Below are 23,545 nucleotides of genomic sequence, written 5' to 3'. Positions count from 1 at the left end.
GCATGTCCAGAGCGTCGCGCATTCTCGGCTGGCTCATCCTGGCCGCCATCACGGCGGCGACGATCCTGCCGATCGGCTATCGGCCGGTGAGCCACATGCCGGTCTCGGTCGAGCGGGCCGGCGCCTTCGCGGTGCTCGCCTTCCTGTTCGCCATGGGCTATCCGCGCCATCGCTGGCGGGTGCTGGTGCTGGTCGTGGCGGTGGCGGGGGCCCTGGAGGCGTTCCAGCTGCTCGAGGCGACCCGGCACGGCCGGTTCGCGGATTTCCTGGTCAAGGTGTTCGGCTGCGGTTGCGGCACGGCGGCGTCGCTCGCCGCCGACCTGGTCTGGCCCCGGCTTCGCACCAGCGGCGAGGCGTGAGCCTCAGTTGATGCTGTAGGCACGCTCGATGACGACGCCGCAGCTCTCGGCCAGGGTGAAGGCCATCTCGCGGGTCAGGCCGAAGATCAGCGGCGTCTCGCCGCGATAGAGCGTATAGCGGCCGTTGGGCCGCACCGTGATGCGCACCGCCTCGTGCATGGCTGCCTCCTCCGATGGCCGGCCCGTTCTCGTGCGGATCGGCTCGGGGCGGGACGATAGGCCAATTCGGGGCGGCCGCGAAGGGCTCAGACGGCCGATGGCGGGTGGCGGACGACCGTGACCTCCTCCTCCGGCGCGGCGACGCGAAATCCCGCGAGGGTCAAGCGGCAGAGACGCGATCGGGCTGCCAGGCCCGGCGGGGGAGCGGCGCGGGCGCCGCATGGGCGCCGGCCCGTTGCAGCGCGATCTCGGCGGCGCGGCGCGACTGCTTCAGGGCGACGAGGGCCGACCAGCGCATCGCCACCTCGTGCCGGGCGAGGAGCCGGCCGGCGCCATCGAACCGGCGCCAGCCGCAGCGCTCCTGGCCGGCTTCGTCGGTCTCGTCATAGGTCTCGTAGCGGGCGACCAGGGTGCCGGCGGCGTCGAACTCGTCGTGGTACCAGCGCACCCCATCCAGCGGGGCGCCGCGGCTGCGCGAGCCCCGGATCACCAGACGATGCTCGACGGGGGTGCGGAAGATCGTCTCGAAGACGGGCGGCTGGAACAGCATGACCGTCGATCATCCCCCTCTGCATCGTCGCGAACAGCTCTTCTGGGCGACATGGTGCGATGCAGCATAACCGTCGTCAAGACCGTGGCGCTGCGACACGCGATGCGATTTGGGCGCCGATGGGTGCTCCTTTGGTCCAAGATGCCCTAGCTTCCGCGGCGGGTCGCGACGAGCGGGAGATTCGTGGATGCAGGGTGGGGCGCTTTGGGGTGTCGGAGTGCTGGTATTGGCCCGGCTCGCGGGGCCGGCGCTCGCCGCCGAGGGCGATTGCACCGGTTACGGGGAACTGGGCGCCGGCGCGGGACCGCGCCTCGGCACGATCAAGGAGGGCGAGGCCCGGGTGCCGTTCGTGAAGGGCACCTCAGGGGGCAAGGGCTGCCCCGGGCCCGATCCGGCCTGCCGCGAGAAGGCCTTCCTGGTGCCGGGCGATACCGTGATCCTCGGCGCCGCCCGGCCGGGCTTCGTCTGCGCCACCTACGTCGGAAAGACCGGCGCGACCCGCTCCGGCTGGGTGGCCGACAAGGCGGTCGCCGCTGCGCCCGCCTCCCCCGCCCCGTCCCTGAAGGACTGGACCGGCACCTGGACGGCGCCGGAACAGACGGTGGTGATCCGGCCGGGCAAGGCGGCCGGCACCCTCGCGGTCAGGGGCGACGCCACCTTCGGCTCCCAGGATCCGGACCGCATCCGCCGCGGCACGGTGAATGTCGGCCAGGTCGAGGGCGAGACCGCGCCGAAGGGGACGGACCTCGCCTTCACCATGGGGGACAAGGGCACGCTGCCCTTCTCGGCCGGCGATCCCGGCGATTGCCGCCTGCGCCTCACGCTGCTGCCGCCGTACCTGCTCTCCGAGGACAACCATGCCTGCGGCGGCATGAACGTGACCTTCACCAACCTGTACCGCCGCACCAAGCCCTGACCATCGGGCCCTGATCCGGACGAGAGCAAGGAGCGATTGCCATGCGCCGCCACCGCCACGCCAAGATCGTCGCCACCGTCGGCCCGGCCAGCAACACGCCGGAGCGGCTCAAAGCCCTGTTCCTCGCCGGGGTCGACACCTTCCGGCTCAACTTCTCCCACGGCACCCACGACGACCACGCCAAGGTCCACGCCGCCATCCGCGCCCTGGAGCAGGAGACCGGCCGGCCGATCGGCATCCTCCAGGATCTCCAGGGCCCGAAGATCCGCATCGGCACCCTGCGGGGCGGCCGGGCGGAGCTGGCCACCGGCGACCGCATCCGCTTCGTGCGCGAGGGCCGGGAGGGCGGCACCGACGCGATTCCCCTGCCCCACCCCGAGATCTTCGCCGCGGTGGCGCCGGGCCAGGAGTTGCTGATCGACGACGGCCGGGTCCGGGTCCGGGTGGTCGGCGTCGACGACGCGGCGATCGACGCCGACGTGGTGGTGGGCGGGCCGATCTCCGACCGCAAGGGCGTGAACCTGCCCGGCACGGTGCTGGCTCTCTCGCCGCTCACCGAGAAGGACCGGCGCGACCTCGCCTTCGGGCTCGATCTCGGGGTGGACTGGGTCGCGCTCTCCTTCGTCCAGACCCCCTCCGACGTGATGGAGGCCCGCGGGCTGATCGCCGGCCGGGCCGGGCTGATCGCCAAGATCGAGAAACCCTCGGCGCTCGACCACATCGAGGACATCATCCGCATCGCCGACGGCGTGATGGTGGCCCGCGGCGATCTCGGCGTGGAACTGCCGCCGGAGGACGTGCCGGGGCGCCAGAAGGAGCTGGTGCGGGCCTGCCGCCGGGCGGTGAAGCCGGTGATCGTGGCGACCCAGATGCTGGAATCGATGGTCGCGGCGCCCTCCCCGACCCGGGCGGAGGCCTCCGACGTGGCCACCGCCGTCTATGACGGCGCCGACGCGGTGATGCTCTCGGCCGAATCGGCGGCGGGGAAATACCCGATCGAGGCGGTCTCGATCATGGACCGCATCATCCGCCGCACCGAGCAGCACCGGCTCTACCGCTCGCTCGTCGCGGCGAGCGAGCCGGAGGTCGAGGACAGCCCGCCCCACGCGGTCGCCGCGGCCGCGGCGACTCTCGCCGACGCGATCGAGGCGGCGGCGATCGTCGCCTTCACGTCGAGCGGCACCACCGCCGCCCGCATCGCCCGCAAGCGCCCCAACGTGCCGATCCTCGCGGCGACCTCCGACACGGCGGTGTCGCGCCGCCTCAGCCTGTACTGGGGCGCCCATTCGGTGCTCGGGCCCGAGATCGATTCCTACGAGGCGATGGTCGACCGCGCCGCCGAGGTCGCCGCCCAGGAAGGGTTCGCGCAGGCCCCGGACCTCGTGGTGGCGGTCGCCGGCATCCCGTTCGGCCGGGCCGGGACGACCAACAACCTGCGGGTGGTGGAGCTGGGGCGGAAGGCGAGCGGGGTGTAATCGTCCGTCGTCACTCAACCGGTTTCACCACAGGGCTCGACACCGGCGCGAAACCCGCTGCAATCATCTACTCCATCCACGACCTCATCCTGAGGTGCGACTGAAAGGAGCCTCGAAGGAGGGCTCCAGGGATCGCGGAGACTTCTGGAGCCCTCCTTCGAGGTCAGTCGATCTGCGATCGACTGACACCTCAGGATGAGGTGAGAGGGTAGGAGATCGGGTCTCTACGCCAAGCAACACGCCGGTGACTGGGCACCGGCATCCCGGCTCCGCGACCTTCCGTCAGACCCAAAAAGTTCGGACGACGACAAGTTGTACACGCGGAATCGGCCTGCTACACTCGGCCTTCCCTAGGAAAACCGATCCCGGAGGGCCCGGCCATGCGCACCCTCGTCGCCCTGATGACCCTGCTCGCCGTCGGCCAGGGCGCGCTCGCCGCGAGCGGCGACGGGGAGGCGGCCCGGGCAGCGATCCTGCGCCAGCAGGAGGCCTTCCGGCACGACGACGCGGCCGGCGCCTATGCCGAGGCGGCGCCCGCCATCCGGTCGATCTTCGGGAGCCCCGAGACCTTCATCGGCATGGTCCGGCAGGGTTACGGCGCGGTCTACCGCAACCGCCGCTTCGAGTTCGGCAGCGACGAGGCCCTGCCCGACGGAAGCCTCGCGCAGGGGGTGCGCATCCAGGACCAGGACGGCACCGATTGGGAGGCGCTCTACACCCTGGAGCGCGACGGGGACGGGGCGTGGCGGATCACCGGCTGCCGCCTGCGCAAGGCGCCGGGCGCGAGCGCCTGAACCACGGGCTGACGCGCGGCGCGGTTTCGTGTAGGGCCTGCGCCAGTATCAGGACCGATCACCGTGCTTCATGTCTCGACCCGCGGCAGCGCCGCCCCGCTGACCTTCACCGACGCGCTGCTGGCGGGACTTGCCCGCGACGGCGGCCTGTACATCCCGCAAGAGTGGCCGCAGATCTCCCGCGAGACCATCGCGGGCCTCGCCGGGCGGCCCTATGCGGAGGCGGCCAAGACCGTGCTGTCGCCCCTCGTCGACGGTGAGATTGCGAGCGCCGATTTCGGCCGGATGATCGACGAATCCTACGCCACCTTCCGGCATCCGGCGGTCTGCCCGCTGACCCAGCTCGGCGACAACCTGTTCCTGCTCGAACTGCATCACGGCCCGACGCTCGCCTTCAAGGACGTGGCGATGCAGCTGCTCGGCCGGCTGATGGACCACGCGCTGAAGGCCAAGGGCAGCCGCGCCACCATCGTCGGCGCCACCTCGGGCGATACCGGCAGCGCCGCCGTCGAGGCGTTCCGCGGCCTCGACAACGTCGACGTGTTCATCCTCTACCCCCATGGCCGGGTGTCCGAGGTGCAGCGCCGGCAGATGACCACGGTCGATGCGGGCAACATCCACGCGCTGGCCGTCGAGGGCACCTTCGACGATTGCCAGGCGATCGTGAAGGCTTTGTTCCAGCACCCGCGCTTCGCCGAGGACGTGCGGCTCTCGGGCGTCAACTCGATCAACTGGGCCCGGGTCGCCGCGCAGGCGGTCTACTACTTCACCAGCGCCGTGGCGTTGGGCAGCCCGCACCGCCCGGTCTCGTTCTCGGTGCCGACGGGCAATTTCGGCGACATCCTGGCCGGCTGGGCGGCGAAGCGCATGGGCCTGCCGGTCGGCCGGCTGATGATCGCCACCAACGCCAACGACATCCTGGCCCGCACGCTCGCCAGCGGCTCCTACGAGGTGCGGGGCGTCGCTCCCACCACCTCGCCGTCGATGGACATCCAGGTCTCGTCGAACTTCGAGCGCCTGCTGTTCGAATGCCTCGACCGCGATGCCGGCGCCGTCAACCGGCTGATGGCCGGCCTGAAGCAATCGGGCGCCTTCACCCTCGACGAGCGGACGCTCGGACGGGTCCGGGCCGAGTTCGACGCGGCGGCGGTGCCCGAGGACGAGGTCGTGGCCGAGATCCGCGACATCTACCGGGGCACCGGCCAGATCGTCGATCCGCACAGCGCCATCGGCGTGCGCGCCGCCCGCCAGCTTCTCGCCGCCGACCCGGCGACGCCGGTGGTGGCGCTCGCCACCGCGCATGCGGCGAAGTTCCCGGACGCGGTCGAGGCCGCGACCGGCGTGCGCCCGGCCCTGCCGCCGCACCTCGCCGACCTCCTGGAGCGGCGCGAGCGCTTCACGGTGCTGCCGAACGACGAGGCGGCGGTGGAGCGGGCGATCCGCGAGCGCGCCCGCATCCTGAAGAGCGCCGCATGAACGGGACCGCCGCATGAACCAGCATTTCGCGACCCTCGGCGCCTCGCCGGACCTCAAGATCACGCGGCTCCCCAACGGCCTCACCGTCGTCACCGAGGCGATGCCGGGGCTCGCCACCGCGACCCTCGGGGTCTGGGTCGGCGCCGGCTCGCGCAACGAGCGGCCGGAGGAGCACGGCCTCAGCCACCTGATCGAGCACATGGCGTTCAAGGGCACGGCGACGCGCTCGGCCCGCCGGATCGCCGAGGACATCGAGAATGTCGGCGGCGAGATCAACGCCGCCACCAGCGTCGAGCAGACGAGCTACACCGCCCGGGTACTCGGCGAGGATGCCGAGGTCGCCCTCGACGTGCTCGGCGACATCCTGACCCGCTCGGTCTTCGAGGCCGGGGAACTGGCCCGCGAGAAGGGCGTCATCCTCCAGGAATACGCCGCCGTCGAGGACACGCCCGACGACGTGGTCTACGACGCCTTCACGGAGGCCGCCTTCCCCGACCAGCCGATCGGCCGGCCGATCCTGGGGCGCCCGGACACGATCAACAGCTTCGACAAGGCGGCGATCGAGGCCTATCTCGCCCGCGAATACACCCCGGGCCGGATGGTGCTGGCCGCCGCCGGCGCCGTCGAGCACGACGCCATCGTGGCGGCGGCCGAGAAGCATTTCGGATCGATGCCGGCCGGCGAGGGGCCGGAGGCGGTGGCGGGCCGCTATGGCGGCGGCGAGCGGCGGATGCCGCGCAAGCTCGAACAGGCCAACCTGGTGCTCGGCCTGCCGGGCCTGTCGTTCCGGGACGACAACTACTATGCGACGCATCTCTTCGCGCAGGTGCTCGGCGGCGGGCTGACCTCGCGGCTCTGGCACGAGGTGCGCGAGACCCGGGGGCTGGCTTACGAGATCCATGCCTTCCACTGGCCGTTCAGCGATTGCGGCCTGTTCGGCATCGGCGCCGGCACCTCGGGCAGCGACCTGCCGGGCCTCGTCGAGGTCACCCTCGGCTGCCTGCGCGAGGCGGCCGACACGGTCGACTCCGCCGAGCTCGCCCGGGCCAAGGCCCAGCTGAAGGTGGCGTTGCTCTCGGCGCTGGAGACGCCGGGCGGCCGCATCGAGCGCACGGCGCGCCAGCTCCTCGCCTGGGGCCGGGTGATCCCGGCCGCCGAGGTGATCGCCAAGGTCGATGCCGTCACTCCCGACGACGTGCGGGCGGCCGGCCGCGCACTGATCGCCGGCGCGCCGACCCTCGCGGCGATCGGGCCGATCAAGAAGCTGCAGAGCCTGGAGACTGTCGGGGCGATGGTGCGGGGGGCGTGATCCGCTCCGCGGCGTCATCGGTTCTCCGCCGATAGCCGTCCCGTGGGGCTGTCAAAGGAAGGGCGTGGCGCGTCTCCCCTCTCCCGTGTGGGAGAGGGGTTGGGGGTGAGGGTGCTACGGTTCCGCAGAAAACTGAACCGTTCCGCTGCCAGCACGACGCTCAGCGCTTTAAACTGAAGCGTGTCACCCTCACCCCTACCCCTCTCCCACACGGGAGAGGGGATCCCCGCGCCTAATTCTTTAAGAGGTTTTTCCTCACCCAGCGCCGCGGCTCGCGATGGGAGAGGGCTCACGCCCCCTCCCCCCAGACAAGCCCGTATGCCGGGCCGCCCCTCACCCCTGCGCCAGAGCCGCCGCCACCCGGCGGGCGAAGGCCACCGGATCGCGCGGCGGGTCGCCGCCCTGGACGTGGGCGAGATCGACCAGCGTCTGGGCCGCCTCCCCGACATCCTCGCCGGCCGCCGCCCGCTCGGCGATGCGGCGGATCAGCGGATGGCGCGGATTCAGCTCCAGCACCGGCTGGCCGCCCATGCCGCGGCCGGCGCGGCGCAGCAGGCGCTGCATCTGGAGATCGGGCCCGAAGGCCGGGGCCGAGAGCAGCACCGCGCTGTCGACGAGGCGCTGGCTCGCCTTCACGTCCGAGACGTCGTCCTTCAGCGCCTCCTTCAGCTTCGGCAAGAGATCCGCAAGGTCGGCCGGCGCATCGCCCTCGGACACCTCCGGCTCGAAGGCCGAGAGGTCGTCGCCGCCCTGCGTGATGCTGCGGATCGGCTTGCCCTCGTAGGCATCCATCCGCTCGGGCCAGAACGCATCGACGTGGTCGGAGAGCAGCAGCACTTCGAGGCCGCGGGCGGTGAAACCCTCGATCTGGGCCGAGCGCTTCAGCGCGTCCACGTCGTCGCCGACCAGGATGTAGATCGCCTCCTGGTTCGGCTTCATCCGCGCGACGTAGTCGGCCAGCGAGGTCCAGCCCTCCTGGGTCGAGGAGTGGAAGCGCAGGAGGTTGGCGATGTCCTGGCGGTGCTCGGCATCCTCCCACAGCCCCTCCTTCAGCACCGGCCCGAAGGCCTGCCAGAAGGTGGCGTAGCTCTCCGCGTCCTTCGCCCGGGTCTTCAGCTCGGAGAGCACCTTGGCGGTCACCGCGCGGCGGATGCGGGCGAGAACGGGGGTGGCCTGCAGCATCTCGCGCGAGACGTTGAGCGGCAGATCCTCGGTATCGACCACGCCCTGGACGAAGCGCAGCCAGGACGGCAGCAGCCCGGCCTCGTCGGTGATGAACATCCGGCGCACATGCAGGCGCACCTTGCTGTCGCGCTGCTCCTCGACCGCCATGAACGGCTTCATGCCCGGCACGAACAGGAGCGCGGTGAATTCGAGCTGGCCTTCCGCCCGCCAGTGCAGCGTCGCCCAGGGCTTGTCGAAGGCGTGCGCGACCTGGCGGTAGAACTCGGTGTAGTCCTCTTCGCTCACCTCGGACTTGGCTTTCCGCCACAGCGCCGTGCCCTTGGTCGAGGGCACCTCCTCGCCGTCGCGCACCAGGGTCACCGGCACGGTGATGTGGTCGGCCCACTTGCGCAGGATGGTCTCGAGGCGGATCGGCTCGAGATATTCCTCGGCATCGGCCTTCATATGGAGGACGATGTCGGTACCGGGCTCCGAGCGGGTCGCGGGCGCCAGGGTGTATTCGCCCTGCCCCTCCGAGGCCCAGGTCCAGGCCTCGTCCGAGCCGGCCTTGCGCGAGGTGACCTCGACCCGGTCGGCGACCATGAAGGCCGAGTAGAAGCCGACGCCGAACTGGCCGATCAGGCTCGGGCGCTCCTCGGGCTTGGCGTCGGCCAGCGACTGGCTGAAGGCCCGGGTGCCGGAGCGGGCGATGGTGCCGAGATTCTGCGCCAGCTCGTCCTTGGTCATGCCGATACCGGGATCCGACAGGGTCAGGGTCCGGGCGTCCTTGTCGGGGCTGATCCGGACCTTGGCGTCGGCCGGCAGCGCCAGGGCGGACTCGGTCAGCGCCCCGAAGCGGCGCCGGTCGACCGCGTCGGCGGCGTTGGCGACGAGCTCGCGCAGGAAGATCTCGCGCTCGGAGTAGAGGGCGTGGACGACGAGGTCCAGGAGGCGCCCGACCTCGGCGCCGAACGAATGCCGCTCCACAGTCTCGCTCACGTGGTTTTTCTCCGATTGGGAACAAATCGTCGCGGGCGGATATGCGGGGCCGGTTCCGGCTTTTCAAGGAAGCGGAGGCGCGTCTCCCGTCAGGCGGGTGACGATCGCCCGCACCTCGGCCCGGCTTGCCGGTTCCCGATCGACCGAGCGGTGGATCGACAGGCCCTCGATCATCGCGTCGAGGGCCCGCGCCGTCCCGGGCGAAAAATGCTGCTCCAGGGCCGCGCGGCTCTTGCCCATCCAGCCCTGCATCACGCTCCGCAGAGCGGGCACCCGGGCGGCATAGGCGTAGAGCTCGTAGCTCAGGAGCAGGTTGCGGGGTGTCGCCCAACTCTCGTCCACGATGAGATCGACCACCGCCTCGCAGGCCTCCACGCGGGTCCCGGCCACGGCCAGCCGCTCGGTGAACCGGGCCGACACCGTGTCGGCGAGCAGGGTGAAGGCCTCGGTCAGGAGGTCGTCCAGACTCGCGAAATGGTATGTCATCGAGCCGAGCGGCACGTCGGCGGCGGCCGCGATCCGCCGGTGGGTCGTGCCGGTGACGCCGTGCTCGGCGATCGTGTCGAGGGCCGCCCGGAGGATGCGGGCGCGGCGGTCGGGATCGTGGCGGCGGGTCACGGCGGGCGGTTCTGCGTTTCGGGGCGGGTTGGCTTTCGGCCGGGATATGTACATATGTACGCATCGCAGCGAGACGCCAACCGACAGCGGGGATCCATGACGGGCCAGAAGCAAAAGATGCTCGCCGGCGAGCTCTACGTCGCCGACGATCCGGAGCTGATCGCCGACAACCGGCGCATCTCGGAATGGATGGACCGCTACAACGCCGGCAACAGCCTGAGCCAGCCGGAGCGGCAGGCGCTGATGGCGGAGGCCTTCGCCCGGGTCGGCGAGGGCTGCAACATCCGGCCGCCGTTCTGGTGCGATTACGGCTACAACATCAGCCTCGGCCGCGGCGTGTTCCTCAACTTCAACTGCTGCATCCTCGACGTGGTCCAGGTGACCATCGGCGACATGACGCAGATCGGGCCGGGCGTGCAGATCCTCACCGCCGACCACCCGCGCGATCCGGTTCAGCGGAGACAGATGCTGGAATTCGGCCGGCCGATCGCGATCGGGGCCAATGTCTGGATCGGCGGCGGGGCGATGATCCTGCCGGGCGTGACGATCGGCGACGACGCGATCATCGGGGCGGGCAGCGTCGTGACCCGCGACGTGCCGGCGGGGGGTGTCGCGGTGGGGAACCCGGCGCGGGTGCGGGTGGCGGGGTGATTCGGCGCGTGCATCGCGAAGAAGCCTGCCGCCGACCTCCCCACCTCATAGGGTCATTCCGGGGCCGCGCAGCGGAGCCCGGAATCCAGAACCGCGGATGGTTCAGGAAAAGAACGGCCAGCGACCCGATTTATTCTCTACCAGCCGAGTATCTGGATTCCGGGCTCCGCTGGCGCGGCCCCGGAATGACGCGGAGGGTGTCGGTTCCGGTTCAGGGATCGACTGGCGACCGCATTGCACCGATCCGCGTCACCCCTCCGGCCGCCGCACCACCAGCAGGTTCGCCACCAGGACCTGCACCGGCTCGCCATGCTGGTTCAGCGTCGTGGTGCGGACCTTGGCGAGGCCCTGGCTCGGCCGCGAGCGGGAGGGGCGCAGCTCGATCACCTCGCTTTCCAGCCGGATCGTGTCGCCGGGGCGCAGGGGTTTGGGCCAGCGCAGCTCGTCCATGCCCGCCCCGATGATGCCGCCGGCGAGCCGCAGCTCGCTGTCGACGAGGAGCCGCATGGTCAGGGACGCGGTGTGCCAGCCGCTCGCCGCGAGGCCGCCGAAGAAGGTCGAGGCGGCCCGCCCGGCGTCGAGGTGGAAGGGCTGCGGGTCGAATTCTCCGGCGAAGCGGACGATGTCGGCCTCGGTCACCGTGGCCTCGCCCGAGCCGTAGACCTGGCCCGGCGCCAGATCCTCGAGATACAGCGCCCGCGTCATCGCTATTCCCCTCCCGCTGCCGCGAGGACCGGCGTCGCCGCCCGCTCCCCGCGAAACCACGCACCGGCGGCGACCGCGCCGGCATTGATGAGCCCGAGCGCAGCGAGACCGAGGCCGAGCGCCAGGAAGACCCCGTCGAGCCCGTAGCCGAGGCGCAACGCCAGGAAACCGCCGCCGATCGAGACCGCCATGCGGGACAGCCCCGCCACCAGCGGCCAGCCGACCCGGCCGGCGCCTTGCGAGGCGAAGTAGAGGGCGAGCCCGATCCCGGCGAATCCGTAGAACGGCCCGACGAGGTGGAGGTAGCGGCTGCCGACGCCGAGCATCTGCGGATCGTGCCCGAACAGCCCGAGGAACGGCAGCGGCCACAAGGCGGCGGCAAGCCCGATCGCTTCCGTCAGCCCGCCGGCGATCAGTGCCCCGGTCCAGGCCACCCGGAGCGCCCGGGCCCGGTCGCCGGCGCCGATGCAGGTCCCGACCATCGCGCCGATCGGCGCGCCGAGGCCGAAGACGAGGGGCACCAGCAGGTATTCGAGCCGCGCGCCCGTGCCGTAGCCCGCGACCGCCGCCGGACCGGCCTCCCCCGCGAAGGCGGTGGCGGCGGCGATGGTGATGTTGGTGGTGGCGCTGACGATCGACGAGACGGCGCCGATCCGCAGGATGTCGCGCAAGGGCGCCAGAGCGAGGCGCGGCGGGCGGGAGCCGGGCCGCAGGAGGCCGCGCCCCGTCCAGATGTGATGGACGAACACCGCCGTGCCGGCGGCGTAGTAGGCCAGCACCGCGACGCCGCCGCCGACGATGCCGAGGCCCGGAACCGGCCCGAACCCATAGATCAGGGCCGGCGAGAGCGGCACCAGCACGGCGGCCCCGATACTGGTCACGATCGCCGGCAGGGCCATGTTGCCGGTGCCGCGGATGACGGCGGCCAGCGCGTTGAACAGCCAGACCAGCGTCGCGCCGCAGAAGACCACCCCGCCATAGGTGGCGGCCGCCTGGAGCGAGGCGCCCTCGCCCCCCATCGCCCGGTAGAGGGCCGGCCCGAAGGCGAGTTCGAGCACGGTGGTGAGGAGGCCGAGGACCAGGCCGATGGCGGCGGCATACCACGGCAGCCGGTCGGCCTCCGCGCGCCGGCCGGCCCCGAGGCTGCGCGCCACCGCCGACAGGATGCCGCCGCCCATGGCGCCGGCGGAGATCATCTGCACCAGCATCAGCACGGGAAAGACCAGCGCCATGCCGGCGAGGGCATCGGTGCCGAGCCCGGCGACGAAGGCGGTCTCGATCAGCCCGACCAGGGCCTGGACCAGCATGACGACGACGTTGGGCGCGGCGAGGCGCAGCAGCGTCGGGCCGATCGGGGCATGGAGCAGGCGGTGGGTGCGCGCATCCATCGGGAGGCGCTCCTCGTGAGGCAGGGCGGCCGGCACATCCGGCGCAGGCGTATTAGCGGCATATGCCAGCTTTTCGTCAAGGTGGAGGGCGGGGCGCCGGAATGAGTCAGCGGGCGCGCAGATGGGAAAAATTGATGGCCTGCCGACCGGCACTCACGCTCGCCACGTAGAGGTCGAGGTCGTCGGTCAGCAGAACCGACGTATCGTTCTGCGCCTCCAGAAGAGCCGCGTCGGTCAATCCGAGGAAGCGAAACTCGGGCCGCCCCGCCGCTGCCTTGCTCGCAACCGTTGTCTCTACGCAATCGACAACGAAGTTTTGCGAGACCGCGCAGAGGCGCGTGCGACCCGGCTCGGCGAATTGACGAACAAGGTTGGAGGTCTCGGCGAGGACGTGTGGAATGGTGATGACAGATGGCGCTCTTGCCAGGATATCTTGCAGCAGCAGGAAATCCTCGACCGTGTAGGACTGTGTCCGTTTATGCCGCAGAATGTATTCCTGCGACGCCAGACCGACGATCAACAGCACCATGAGGTTGGTGTCGAGGATGGTGAGCGCAGCCTTCAATGGGCGGGCTCGCGAATCTCGGACGAGAGCACATCTCCGGTCCGATCATCGATCGTCACGACCTTGTAGGTTCGACCGAGAACGCGATCCCGCACCGAGGCCCCGGGGCCGACCCATGGATCGTCCCAGGGACGCGAGAATCCGATCGTGATGCGCCAGGCATCGTCCGTCTTCCTGACCTCTTCCAGGCCGACGTGGCGCAGATCCTCGTCGGCATGAATGTCTGCGATCCAGCGCTTCGCGGTTGCGATGGCCTCTCTTGCGTCCATGGCCCTTCCCGTCACATCGCGTCCGATCGGACGACGTAGTCCCCTCGAATACGGCCCATGTCCGGGCACCATCCATATTGGTGCGCCATGCCGGGCGCGTACAGGCGGTCAAGGCCGGCCGGATCAGGTTTCCTGCGCCTTACAGCGCCCCTACGCCGCCGCCGCCAACGCCGCCAGCCGCTCCGCCTCGCAGGAAGCCAGGTCGAAATCGTCCTCCGGCACCCGCGGCAGGAAGCGCTCGACCTGCTCGCAGAGCACGATGTCGGGCAGGATGCGCTCGACATAGGTCCAGTCGATGTTCGACGACCAGATGAAGTGGACCTCGCGAAAGGTCTCGGCCAGCATCGCGGTCAGGCCGTTCCCGGCGAAGTTGGCGCAGGAATCGCCGAACAGCACCAGGATGCGGGGATCGGCGTCGGGGGAGCGGTTGCGGTAGACCGCGTGGGCACCGCTATGCAGCTCGCCGAGGCGGCCGGCGGCGGTGAAGGCGTCGATGAGGCGCCCTCCCCCGACCCGCTCGGCATCGCGGAAGAGCTGGTAGTTGTGCACGGTCTCGAGGGGCGGGTCGGCGAGCTTGTTGCCGATGTCGAGCACGGCCTCGAATTCGTGGAACGGCCGGTCCAGGAAATCGACGCGCGGGCGCGCCCCGCAGGCCCGGCAGACCAGCCGGTAGGCGAGCAGGCAGCCGTGGATGTTCCAGTGCGTGTCGGTGCGGTAATGCAGGTCGCGCTCGGTCCTCGCCGCCCGCATCGGCCCGAGGAGGTCGATCCAGGCCCGCCGGCCCGGCCAGGACCAGCGCATCAGGGTGCCGAGGCGGCGGACCGGCGCGAGGCGCGGGTCGAGGGTCAGGCCGTCGAAACGGTCCTCGTAGACGCTCAGCTTCTCGGGCACCACGAGGTGGAGGTAGCGGGCGCCGAAGCTCCGGGCGCGGCGGATGCGCCGCAGGATCTGCCGGCGCCACCCGCGCAGGACCCGGTCCATCGAGCGGACCCGCCGGTACTGGTCCGCGACCTCGTTGGTGCCCCCGGTGAGGAAGAGCCAGCCGTCCTTGCCCGCGTGATACATCCGGTTCCCTGCCCTCCGGCCGCGTCGCGGGCGGGAGGAGGTCCCGCGCGGGCGATCGGCTGCCCCGAGGGGTCTGATACCGCAGGATGGAGAAATAAAGGTCGCCGGGAGGGATCAGCGCTCGCGGACCTTGGCGCCGTAGCGGCGGCGCCACTCGGCCAGGATGCGGGTCCGGTTGCGGGCCATCCACTCGAGGTCGCTGCGGATCATCCGCGCCTCGGCATGGGGCGGGTAGTGCGGGCCCGGGCGGGCAATGCCGGGATGGGCCACGATGGCGAAGCTGCGGGCGTAGAGGGCGCTGGCTTCGCGGCTCGCCGCCCAGTCCGCCACCCGCCGGGCGAGCGCGAGATGGGGCCGGCCGGCGACGACCGCGAAGGCCTCCGCCTCCCAGCCGGTGCCGTCGACCGGTACCACGATGTCGATGGGCGCGCCCGACGCCTTCTCGGCCGCGGCCCGCATGTCGAAGGAGAGGCCGACGGCGGCGGCCCCCGACGCGGCCTCCCGGCACGGGGCCGAGCCGCCGGGCAGGTAGGCGGCGACGTTCCCGTGGAGCGCGTCCATGTAGGCCCAGCCCGCCTCCTCCCCGAGGCTCTGCAGCCAGCCCGCGACGAGGAGGTAGCCGGTGCCGGAGGTGGCCGGGTTCGGCATGACGATCCGCCCCGCGAGGGCGGGGCCGAGGAGGTCGCGCCAGAAGCTCGGGCGGGTGATCCGGTGGCGGGCCGCGACCTCGACGTTGAAGCAGATCACCCCCAGATAGGCGTCCATCCCGGTCCAGCTGTAGGGCGGGATCGGGTCGCGGAAGAACGGCCGCAGCGCCTCGACGCCCGCGGGGCGGTAGGGATCGAGGAGGCCCGCCGCCTCGAATTGCAGCAGGCTGGTGGCGGCGATCCCGAGGAGGAGGTCGGCCTGCGGCGCGTCCCGCTCGGCGAGGACCCGATCGGTGACGATGCCGGTCGAGGCCCGCAGCCAGGCGATCTCGACGTCCGGCACCGCCGCCTCGATCGCCCGACGGATCGGGTCGAGCTGCTCGATCTCGAGGGCCGTGTAGGCGACGAGCCGGGTGCGGTCCGCCGCCGCGGCCGGCGCCGGACAGGCGGCGAGGCCCGGGAGCGCGAGGATCAAGAGTGCAAGGCCCCGGAGCGCACGACCCCGGAGCGCGAGGGCGAGCGAGGCCCGGAACCGCCGGAGAGCCGCGCGGCCTGCCCTCCTCCCACTCGCCGATGCCGCCTTCCGCACCGCGCTCCCTCTCGCTTCGCCGCAGCCGCTCGGCCCCGATCAAGTGTCGCGAAAGTCGTGGCCCGTCTCGCGATGAACACCCGCGGCACGACACAGGTCCGAACGGGCGAAGCGTCGGCGTGCCGACATGCATCTGCTTTAAGCCGACCCCGATACCGGCACCATCCGGAACCGGAAGTCCCTGCGACGGTGCGATGACGCGCCGCATGGCGCGGCGGAAAGACCAGCGCGGCGGCCGAAAGGCCCGCGCACACGGGAAGCCGGCACGATGGTGCAGCGCCGTTTTCGCCACGGCCCCCTCGCGACGACGCCGAACCGTACGATAGGTCGTTGATATTGCCAGTTATTCCGTGCCGGGAGGGTACCCACCCGCCCCCGACTTGCTCTAGGATGACGGCCGCACGGACCGTTTCCAGAGACGCCACGGTATGACCCAACCGACTCCGCCAGTCGCCCTGATCGCGGATGACGACGATTTCTTCCGCCTCGCCGTGGTGGCGATCCTGACCCGCAACTTCGGCTTCTCCGAGGTCGTCGAGACCGGTTCCCTCGACGCCGCCGTCGATCAGCTCTCGACCCGCCGGGGCGCCGTGACCCTGGCGCTGTTCGACCTGGCGATGCCCGGAATGGAGGGCCCCGGCAGCCTGAGCGCGGTGCGCGAATGCTTCCCGGCCGTGAAGGTGGCGGTGGTCTCGGCCTCGACGGAGCGCAACAAGATCCTCACCGCCCTCGAGGTCGGGGTCCACGGCTACATCCCGAAGGGGATCGGCTCGGCCGAGCTGACCCGGGCCGTCGGCATGGTCCTCGACGGCCAGGTCTTCGTGCCGGCCTCCCTGGCGGTGCTCGACGGGGCGGGCCCGCGCCCGGCGCTCGAGTCGCGGAGTCCCGCCTTCGACGGACGTCCGGACGGGCGGCAGGACGGGCGCCAGCTCCGCATCCCCGACCTGACGCCGCGCCAGCGCGACGTGCTGGCGCTCCTGGTCGAGGGACGCTCGAACAAGGAGATCGCCCGGCGGCTCCAGCTCGGCGAGGGCACGGTCAAGGTCCACATGGCGGCGCTCCTGCGCAGCCTCGGGGTGCAGAACCGGGCCGCGGCGGCGGTGGTCGGGGCACGGCTCCTGGCCGATTGATCTTCGCCAGTCGATCTTGACCGATCGATCGCGGTCGGGCCGCTCGGCGTTACGATCAGGAAAAGAAGCGGGTGCCGAAGCCTGCAAACAAGCCGGGCCCGGCGACGTGGCGACAAGGCAGCATTGACCTTTCGCTCAATGCTCTGTCCGGCTGGACCGAATCACTCCCGTCCCGGACCTCTTCCGGCAATGCCGCGCCCTCCGGATACTTCCCCTGGGGCAGGACACTAAAACTTATTTTAACTTGACACTGTAGCCCGTCTTCGTATCACCTTCCCGTGTGTGGGGGAGGCGGTGACAAGTGCTCGCTTCACCGGTCGAATGTGCGATCGCGGCGTGATGGAGCGCAGCCGCGCGACGGAAGGCGACGGGAAAGAGTGATGGATCGGGAAGCGATCGGAACGGAAAGCATCCACGCGACCCTGGACGCCCTGCTCAACCTGCCCCCCTTGAGGAAATCGCCGCAGCTCTCCGCCTTCCTGTCCTACGTCGTGCGCGAGAGCCTGGCGGGACGCGGCAGCCTGCTCAAGTCCTATACCATCGCGACCGACGCGCTGGGCCGCTCGACCAGCTTCGATCCGGCGACGGACGCGATCGTGCGGGTCGAGGCCCGGCGCCTGCGCCAGGTGCTGCAGCAGATCTACGCCGACCCCGCCTGCGCGCTCGACGTGCGCATCGACCTGCCGCTGGGCCGCTACGAGCCGAGCTTCCGGCAGATCGCCCCGGCGTCGGGACCATCCTCGCCAGCCGGCTCGCGGGAGCCGGCGTTGAGCGGCATGCAGGAGAGCGAGCAGCGCTATCGCGCGCTGGTCGAGGCGAGCGCGGCGGTGGAGTGGCGGTCGGGCCCCGACGGCGGCCTGATCCAGACCTTCGGCCTGAATTCGCGCACCGGCCTGAGCGATGCCGAGCTTTCCGGTTTCGGCTGGCTCGACGCCCTGCATCCGGGGGATCGCGGCGCGGTCGAGGCCCTGTGGCGCGCCTGCTGCCAGAGCGGCACGCCGCTGGACGCGACCTACCGGGTACGCCACGTCGGCGGCCAATACCGCTGGATGCTCGGCCGCGCGGTGCCGCTCGAGAGCGCCGAGGGCACGATCCGGGAATGGGTCGGCACCATGGCCGACATCGACGAGCAGATCCGCGCCGCCGAGGCCCTGCGCACCAGCGAGGAACGGTTGCGCCTCGCCGTCGCGGCGGCCGGTATGATGACCTGGGACGTCGACGTGGCGACCCGGGAGGTCACCTGCTCGGAATTCGGCGCGAACCTGATGGGCGTGACGACGGGATCGCTCGACGAGCTCTTCCTGGCGATGGTGGTGCCGGACGATCTGCCGGCCGTCCTCGCCAGCCTCGAGCCCGCCCTGCGGGGCGAGGGCACCTACGACGCGCAGTACCGCATCGTCCACGAGGACGGCATCCGCTGGATCTCGGCCCGCGGCAGCCTGATGACCTCCTCCGACGGCCGCCCCCGGCTGATCGGCGTCGCCTGCGACATCTCCGGCCGCTACGTCGATTCGCACCCCGCCGAGGAGCGGCGGTTGTCGGCCTGACGCTGCCGTCCCGTTCTCGGGGGCTTCAGGCCGCGGCCTTGGCCGGGCGGGGCCCGCGGGGCGCGGCGGCCCGCTTGCGGGGCGGCTTCGGAGCCGACTCCCTGGGAGCCGGATCCTTGGCCACCGGTGCGGTCCCGCGCTCGCTCCCGTGCCACCAGCCCTGCCAGCTCCAGCCGCCCGGCCCCGTGACGGCATAGAGCACGAAGCCGGCGGCGAGGCCGAGCTGGGCGAGAAACAGCTCCTGCTCGATCCGGGCGACGGCGCCGGAGAACTCCCAGAACCGGTGCAGCAGCAGGCCCGCCACCACGGCGTGGAGGGCGAGACCGAGGCCGACGAGGCGCGGCAGCAGCCCGAGCAGGACGAGCAGCGGGCCGAAGATGCCGATCACCACCGAGGCCGTCGCGACGGCGTTCGGGTACGGCATGCCGGTTCCGGCGAGCGTGAGGGCGAAGCCCGAGGGGTTGAGCGCCCGCCCGATCGCCGCCGGCAGCAGGGCGGCGGCAAGGAGCAGCCGTCCGGCGAGCAGGATTCCATCGTTGCGCGCAGCCATCCCGAGCCCCTTCATCCGTTCGCCGGACGGTGGCGCGGGACCGGTTAAGGGGGCTCTACCGGGCGAACAGCCGGCCGCGCTCGGTCCACAGCACCGTGGCAAGGGCGAATCCGCTCAAGGCGCAATAGCCGAGTGCGAGCGGCGTGACCGTGCCGTCGAAGGACTGTCCGACGACGAGGCCGCAGAAGGCCGCGAGCAGCGTGGTGTAGAAGCCGAGGAACGAGGAGGCGGTGCCGGCGATCGCCGCCAGGGGCTCCATCGCCAGGGCGTTGAAGTTCGGCATCGCGAAGCTCATCAGGAACTGGCACGCCGCCAGGGTGACGATGAGAAGCCAGAGCGGCGGCGTCCCGGAAAAGGCCAGGACGAGCGCGAGCTGGAGGCAGGCGGCGAGGAACAGCCCGATTGTGCCGCCATGGGCCAGCCGCCGCATGCCGAGGCGGCGCACGAGGCGGGCATTGATCAGCGTCGCCACGCCCATCGCCCCGGCGATCAGCGCGAAGGCGACCGGGAACAGGGCCCCGAGATGGTAGAGCCCGGTATCGAAGACGGCCTGCGCCGAACCGACATAGCCCATGATGCAGCCGGTGGTGAGGCCGAGCGCCGTGGCGTAGCCGAGGGAGGCCCGGGTCCGCACCGTGACGGCGATGCCCGCCCCGATCGCCCGGGCCGAGACCGGCCGGCGGAAGGCCGGGTGCAGGGTCTCGGGCAGGCGGGTGCCGAACCACGCCAGGGTGACGAGGGCGAGCGCCAGCATCAGGCCGAAGATCATCCGCCAGCTGCCGGCGAACAGGACGAGGCTGCCGAGCGAGGGCGCCAGAATCGGCACGATGAGAAACACCATCATGCAGAACGACATGACCCGGGCCATGTCGCGCCCCTCGTAGCGGTCGCGCACGATCGCCACCGCGAGCACGCGGCCCGCCGCTCCCCCGACGCCCTGGATCGCGCGGGCCAGCAGCAGCACCTCGAAGCTCGGCGCCAGCATGGCGAGCACGCTGCCGGCGAGATAGATGCCGATGCCCGCGATCAGGGCCGGGCGCCGCCCGGTCCCGTCCGAGACCGGGCCGTAGACGAGCTGGGCGGTGCCGAAGCCCAGCATGTAGACATAGACCAGGAGCTGCAGCCGGTTGGGGTCCTGGACCGAAAAATCGTGCTGGATCGCCGGGAAGGCCGGCAGGAAGCTGTCGATGGTGACGGCGGTCAGGCCCATCATCAGCGCCATCAGGGCCACGAACTCGACGAAGCCGGGCCCGGCCCAGGCCGATTCGGCCCGGGTCGTCTCGAGCTCGGTCGCCTCGAGCTCGGTCTTCTTGGGCTCGGCCGTCTCGGGCTCGGTCGCCCCGCCGCTCGCGCTGCTTGCCATAATTATCCCGAGGGGCCGGCTCTCGCGGAAAGGCGGCCGGCAACGGCGCCGAGCAGTGACGCAGGCCCGCCGGACCCGCAAGGCGGGACGCGGCATGGCTGCGATGCGGCACTCCTCCGCCCTCGGGGCGCGGCGTTCGCGCAGGGCGGCGGCGCCGACATCCTGCTCGATCCCTGCCGGCGCGATTCCGCCCCGGCGGTCGCCGTCGCGGCGCGCCACGCCGCCACCCGCAGGGGTTGGTGCCGATCCTCATAGCCGACCACGCCGATCGAAGGCCGGTCACGTCAGGACGCCCGGCATCGCGCCGACTCATCCGGCCACCGCCTATGGCTACATCCAGCCGGCGCCTCCTGCCGGGCGAGGCCGGTGCGGACGGAGCGCGCGTCGTCGCGCGCTTCCTCGAGAAGCCGGACGCCGCGCGCGCTGCAGATCTCGATCGACGCCGCGGTGATGGAGCGGACCGCCCGGGCCGGCGTGCTGCCTGTGAGCTTCCCGTGGTCGGATATCGGCACCGGGGGCGCCGTGTGGGAGGTCTCGCCCCGGGATGGCGACAGCGCGATCTTGACTTGCCCTCGTATCGCGAGACCGGCCTCGGGAACACGATCGTCTTCGCTATGCCGCACCATTAAGGAACAAGTAGCGATTCTGACCTAAGGAGAGAGGACCCGGTCGCGGGCGCGGCACAGGAGAGCACGATCTTGGCTGCCGGCATTCCCGCAGAGTTCGACGAGACCGGCCGCCTGGACTGGCTGCTGCGCTTCGATGCCCCGACCGACGCGCGATACGAGGCGGATCATGGCCGGGAGCGGACGACCGCCCTGCGGCAGCTCATCCTGGTCGGGCTGATCTTCTACAACATCTACAACTTCACCGCCATCTGGCTCATGCCGGACATCTTCGAGCTGAGCGTCGTGGTCCGCCTGCTCGTGGTGACGCCGGCCTCGCTCGCCCTGGCCTGGATGCTGTCGCGGAACGGATCGGCGATGCGCGAGATGCTCGTGCTCGGCGGCCTGATCGGCTCCATGGTGATGCCGATGCTGCTGTTCTGGCTGACCACGGCCCCGCTCGGCGTCTTCACGTTCGGTGAGTCGATCCTGGTCGTCATCTACGGCAATCTGTTGCTGGCACTCCGCTTTCGTCACGCGCTGGTCTTCACGGCGTTCGCGTTCCTGTTCGCGACGCTGGCCGTGTGCACGAAGAACGGGCTCGATCCCGAATTGCAGCTCGCCTTGCCGGTCCAGTACGGGACGGGCTGCGTGTTCTCCCTCTACGCGAACTTCCGCATGGAACGGCAGCGCTGCATCGAATATCTTCGTGTGCTTGCTGCGCAATCCGTCTCCGAGGCGGCGGAGGCGGCGCGGGAGCGCTACCAGGGCCTGTCGCATACCGATGCCCTGACCGGCCTGCCGAACCGCCGCCTCCTCGACGAGACCACCGAGGAGTGGTGCGCCGGCGAGCGCGCCGTCGCCCTGCTGATGATCGACATCGATCACTTCAAGCCGTTCAACGACACGTTGGGGCACCCGCAGGGCGATGCCTGCCTGTGCCGCGTGGCGGCCCTGTTCGCCACCTTCGTGCCGGGACCCGAGACGGTGACCGGGATCCAGCCCGACATCCTGGCCGCCCGCTTCGGGGGCGAGGAATTCACCTTCGCCCTGCGCGATGCCGGAGCGCCGGAGGCGGTCCGGTTCGCCGCCGCCCTGGTGCGCGCCGTCGCGGCGCTCGACATCCCCCATCCGAGCCGTCCGGACGGCGTCGGAATCGTCACGATCAGCGTCGGCGTCGCGCTGAAGGATGCAGGCGCCCCCGGGTCTCGGCAGGCGCTGTTCGCGGAGGCCGACCAGGCGCTCTACCGGGCCAAGAGACGGGGACGGAACGGCTACGCCCTGGCGGAGGGCAACGGCGCGGTGGCGGCGATCCCGTCGGTGTCGGTGATCGCCAACATCGCCTAATACCACTGGCCCAAGGTGCTGACGCACCGGTCCATTGACCCATATCGAATTGTCTATGCCAAGCCAGAGGCTTGACGAAAATTCGAGAATGGAACCAAAGGTCGTTTTCAACGACCGTTGGTCTTAAGACCCGAAGACCGCCTCAGGAACACCCGAAGGCCCACCGGACCCATGCGAGCAGCCGCAGGGGCGGGTCAGCGCCCGGTGCAGCGCAGGGCCTCCCGCTGGCAGGCGAAGCCCGGCGTCGAGCAGTGGACCCCGTCGGCGCCGCGGGTGCAGACGCGGCAGGAATCGGTCCATTCGCGGCAGCCGGGATCCTCGGCCGGCGACATCGCGACGGGGTGCGCCGCAGGGCCGCGGCTTGGTGCGACATGGGCCACGAGGATCGTCGCCAGGGTGGCGGCGGCGGCGATCCACGCGAAGGCGGCATCGCGGGAGCGGTCGGGTCGGAAATCGGCCATGCCGAGGGTCCTCACCCGCCGCTCCCCGCCTGTCAATCCGCCGGCTCGCTTACTCGGCCGCGCGGACCTCGGGTGTTCCCACGCCGGAGGCGGCGAGCCGCGGCGCGGACGAGGTCTCGGCCACCGGCAGCTCGTCCTCCTCGGCCAGGACCACGAAGCGCCCGGCCTCGCCGTCATAGACCAGCAGGTGGCCGGTCTCGATCTCGAACAGCCAGCCGTGCAGGGTGAGCTGGCCCGAGGCGAGCGCGCTCGCCACCGCCGGATGGGTGCGCAGGTGGTTGAGCTGCACCAGCACGTTCTCCATCGCCAGGGCGTGGAGGCGGCGCTTGTCGTCGATGTCGTCGGGATAGGCGTCGCAGACGATCTTGCGGGCCGCCTCGCCGTGGCGCAGCCAGGCGCCGACATTCGGCATCTTCTCGGCGAGGCCCGGCGTGAGCAGGCCCTTCATGGCGCCGCAATCCGAGTGGCCGCAGATCACGATGTCGCGCACGCCGAGCGCCATCACGGCATACTCGACCGCCGCGGTCACGCCGCCCAGCATGGTGGCGAAGGGGGGCACGATGTTGCCGACGTTGCGGGTGACGAACAGCTCGCCCGGACCCGCCTGGGTGATCAGCTCCGGCACGACGCGCGAATCGGCGCAGGAGATCACCAGGGCCTTCGGCTTCTGGCCGTCATGGACGAGGCGCTGATAGACGGAGCGCTGGCTCGGAAACACCTGCTCGCGGAACTGCGTGAAACCCTGAACGATATTGTCCATCATCGGCAACCTCCTTTCGCTGGGGCACGATCGTGTCGGCCCCGTCGGGACCGCATCACCGTGCAGGGAACGTGACAGGCGCCG

At 70.9% G+C, this 23,545-nt stretch carries 24 protein-coding genes; 10 read left to right on the top strand and 14 right to left on the bottom strand.

Annotation, left to right across the window (positions count from 1 at the left end; genetic code table 11):
- Positions 1–2: 2 nt before the first annotated feature.
- Positions 3–359, top strand: coding sequence for a VanZ family protein (locus tag F1D61_RS09780; protein WP_203157672.1), 357 nt, complete (start codon positions 3–5; stop codon positions 357–359).
- 3 nt (positions 360–362) lie between these two features.
- On the opposite strand, the gene F1D61_RS09775 is transcribed toward F1D61_RS09780, so the two are convergent.
- Positions 363–518, bottom strand: a complete 156-nt coding sequence (locus F1D61_RS09775) for a hypothetical protein (RefSeq protein WP_203157671.1) — start codon at positions 516–518, stop codon at positions 363–365.
- Positions 519–678: 160 nt separating this feature from the next.
- Positions 679–1,068, bottom strand: coding sequence for a hypothetical protein (locus F1D61_RS09770; RefSeq protein WP_203157670.1), 390 nt, complete (start codon positions 1,066–1,068; stop codon positions 679–681).
- A gap of 226 nt (positions 1,069–1,294) precedes the next feature.
- Between F1D61_RS09770 and F1D61_RS09765 the strand changes: the two genes are divergently transcribed.
- The 5 genes from F1D61_RS09765 to F1D61_RS09745 all read left to right on the top strand — a co-directional run bounded on the left by F1D61_RS09765 (position 1,295) and on the right by F1D61_RS09745 (position 7,038).
- Positions 1,295–1,984 carry a hypothetical protein gene (locus F1D61_RS09765; RefSeq protein WP_203157669.1) on the top strand — a complete coding sequence of 230 codons (690 nt, stop codon included), beginning with the start codon at positions 1,295–1,297 and terminating at the stop codon, positions 1,982–1,984.
- 41 nt (positions 1,985–2,025) lie between these two features.
- Complete coding sequence (pyk, locus tag F1D61_RS09760; protein ID WP_203157668.1) at positions 2,026–3,459, top strand: pyruvate kinase; 1,434 nt, start codon at positions 2,026–2,028, stop codon at positions 3,457–3,459.
- A 380-nt stretch (positions 3,460–3,839) separates the two neighbouring features.
- The gene (locus tag F1D61_RS09755; RefSeq protein WP_203157667.1) at positions 3,840–4,253 is read left to right on the top strand and encodes a DUF4864 domain-containing protein; all 414 of its coding nucleotides are present in this window, start codon (positions 3,840–3,842) and stop codon (positions 4,251–4,253) included.
- 63 nt (positions 4,254–4,316) lie between these two features.
- Positions 4,317–5,729: a threonine synthase gene (gene thrC / locus F1D61_RS09750; protein ID WP_203157666.1), complete on the top strand. Its 1,413-nt coding sequence runs from the start codon at positions 4,317–4,319 to the stop codon at positions 5,727–5,729.
- A gap of 13 nt (positions 5,730–5,742) precedes the next feature.
- Positions 5,743–7,038 (top strand): M16 family metallopeptidase, encoded by a 1,296-nt coding sequence (locus F1D61_RS09745; protein ID WP_203157665.1) that lies wholly within the window; start codon positions 5,743–5,745, stop codon positions 7,036–7,038.
- A 333-nt stretch (positions 7,039–7,371) separates the two neighbouring features.
- On the opposite strand, the gene htpG is transcribed toward F1D61_RS09745, so the two are convergent.
- The gene (gene htpG, locus F1D61_RS09740; protein WP_203157664.1) at positions 7,372–9,201 is read right to left on the bottom strand and encodes a molecular chaperone HtpG; all 1,830 of its coding nucleotides are present in this window, start codon (positions 9,199–9,201) and stop codon (positions 7,372–7,374) included.
- Positions 9,202–9,264: 63 nt separating this feature from the next.
- Positions 9,265–9,819 (bottom strand): TetR/AcrR family transcriptional regulator, encoded by a 555-nt coding sequence (locus F1D61_RS09735; protein WP_246775802.1) that lies wholly within the window; start codon positions 9,817–9,819, stop codon positions 9,265–9,267.
- Between the two features lie 96 nt (positions 9,820–9,915).
- Between F1D61_RS09735 and F1D61_RS09730 the strand changes: the two genes are divergently transcribed.
- A complete protein-coding gene (locus F1D61_RS09730; protein WP_203157662.1) occupies positions 9,916–10,470 on the top strand; it encodes a sugar O-acetyltransferase in 555 nt (184 codons plus the stop codon).
- Positions 10,471–10,719: 249 nt separating this feature from the next.
- On the opposite strand, the gene F1D61_RS09725 is transcribed toward F1D61_RS09730, so the two are convergent.
- The 6 genes from F1D61_RS09725 to F1D61_RS09700 all read right to left on the bottom strand — a co-directional run bounded on the left by F1D61_RS09725 (position 10,720) and on the right by F1D61_RS09700 (position 15,584).
- Positions 10,720–11,175 (bottom strand): MaoC family dehydratase, encoded by a 456-nt coding sequence (locus tag F1D61_RS09725; protein WP_203157661.1) that lies wholly within the window; start codon positions 11,173–11,175, stop codon positions 10,720–10,722.
- Between the two features lie 2 nt (positions 11,176–11,177).
- Complete coding sequence (locus F1D61_RS09720; protein ID WP_203157660.1) at positions 11,178–12,563, bottom strand: MATE family efflux transporter; 1,386 nt, start codon at positions 12,561–12,563, stop codon at positions 11,178–11,180.
- Positions 12,564–12,669: 106 nt separating this feature from the next.
- A complete protein-coding gene (locus F1D61_RS09715) occupies positions 12,670–13,128 on the bottom strand; it encodes a PIN domain-containing protein (RefSeq protein WP_203157659.1) in 459 nt (152 codons plus the stop codon).
- A complete protein-coding gene (locus tag F1D61_RS09710; RefSeq protein ID WP_203157658.1) occupies positions 13,125–13,397 on the bottom strand; it encodes a hypothetical protein in 273 nt (90 codons plus the stop codon). Before F1D61_RS09710 ends, F1D61_RS09715 begins: the two co-directional genes overlap by 4 nt.
- Before the next feature lie 150 nt (positions 13,398–13,547).
- Complete coding sequence (locus F1D61_RS09705) at positions 13,548–14,462, bottom strand: alginate O-acetyltransferase AlgX-related protein (RefSeq protein ID WP_203157657.1); 915 nt, start codon at positions 14,460–14,462, stop codon at positions 13,548–13,550.
- Between the two features lie 114 nt (positions 14,463–14,576).
- Positions 14,577–15,584: an extracellular solute-binding protein gene (locus F1D61_RS09700; RefSeq protein ID WP_203157656.1), complete on the bottom strand. Its 1,008-nt coding sequence runs from the start codon at positions 15,582–15,584 to the stop codon at positions 14,577–14,579.
- A gap of 542 nt (positions 15,585–16,126) precedes the next feature.
- Between F1D61_RS09700 and F1D61_RS09695 the strand changes: the two genes are divergently transcribed.
- The gene (locus F1D61_RS09695) at positions 16,127–16,828 is read left to right on the top strand and encodes a response regulator (RefSeq protein WP_203157655.1); all 702 of its coding nucleotides are present in this window, start codon (positions 16,127–16,129) and stop codon (positions 16,826–16,828) included.
- 380 nt (positions 16,829–17,208) lie between these two features.
- A complete protein-coding gene (locus F1D61_RS09690) occupies positions 17,209–18,375 on the top strand; it encodes a PAS domain-containing protein (protein ID WP_203157654.1) in 1,167 nt (388 codons plus the stop codon).
- 25 nt (positions 18,376–18,400) lie between these two features.
- Here the strand turns inward: F1D61_RS09690 and F1D61_RS09685 are convergent, their stop codons facing one another.
- Complete coding sequence (locus tag F1D61_RS09685) at positions 18,401–18,925, bottom strand: DoxX family membrane protein (protein WP_203157653.1); 525 nt, start codon at positions 18,923–18,925, stop codon at positions 18,401–18,403.
- A 55-nt stretch (positions 18,926–18,980) separates the two neighbouring features.
- Entirely contained in the window at positions 18,981–20,147 is a 1,167-nt protein-coding gene (locus tag F1D61_RS09680) for a multidrug effflux MFS transporter (protein ID WP_246775947.1), read from the bottom strand.
- Positions 20,148–20,986: 839 nt separating this feature from the next.
- On the opposite strand from F1D61_RS09680, the gene F1D61_RS09675 reads away from it, so the two are divergent.
- A complete protein-coding gene (locus F1D61_RS09675) occupies positions 20,987–22,240 on the top strand; it encodes a GGDEF domain-containing protein (RefSeq protein ID WP_203157652.1) in 1,254 nt (417 codons plus the stop codon).
- A gap of 194 nt (positions 22,241–22,434) precedes the next feature.
- Here F1D61_RS09675 and F1D61_RS09670 read toward each other — a convergent pair whose 3' ends face one another.
- The gene (locus F1D61_RS09670; protein ID WP_203157651.1) at positions 22,435–22,701 is read right to left on the bottom strand and encodes a hypothetical protein; all 267 of its coding nucleotides are present in this window, start codon (positions 22,699–22,701) and stop codon (positions 22,435–22,437) included.
- Positions 22,702–22,750: 49 nt separating this feature from the next.
- A complete protein-coding gene (locus tag F1D61_RS09665; RefSeq protein ID WP_203158995.1) occupies positions 22,751–23,461 on the bottom strand; it encodes a carbonic anhydrase in 711 nt (236 codons plus the stop codon).
- Between the last annotated feature and the right edge of the window lie 84 nt (positions 23,462–23,545).

It is taken from the genome of Methylobacterium aquaticum (genome assembly GCF_016804325.1).
Taxonomy (GTDB): domain Bacteria; phylum Pseudomonadota; class Alphaproteobacteria; order Rhizobiales; family Beijerinckiaceae; genus Methylobacterium; species Methylobacterium aquaticum_C.
Note: the sequence above shows the minus strand (reverse complement) of the source record. Positions and strands in the feature narration are given on the sequence as shown.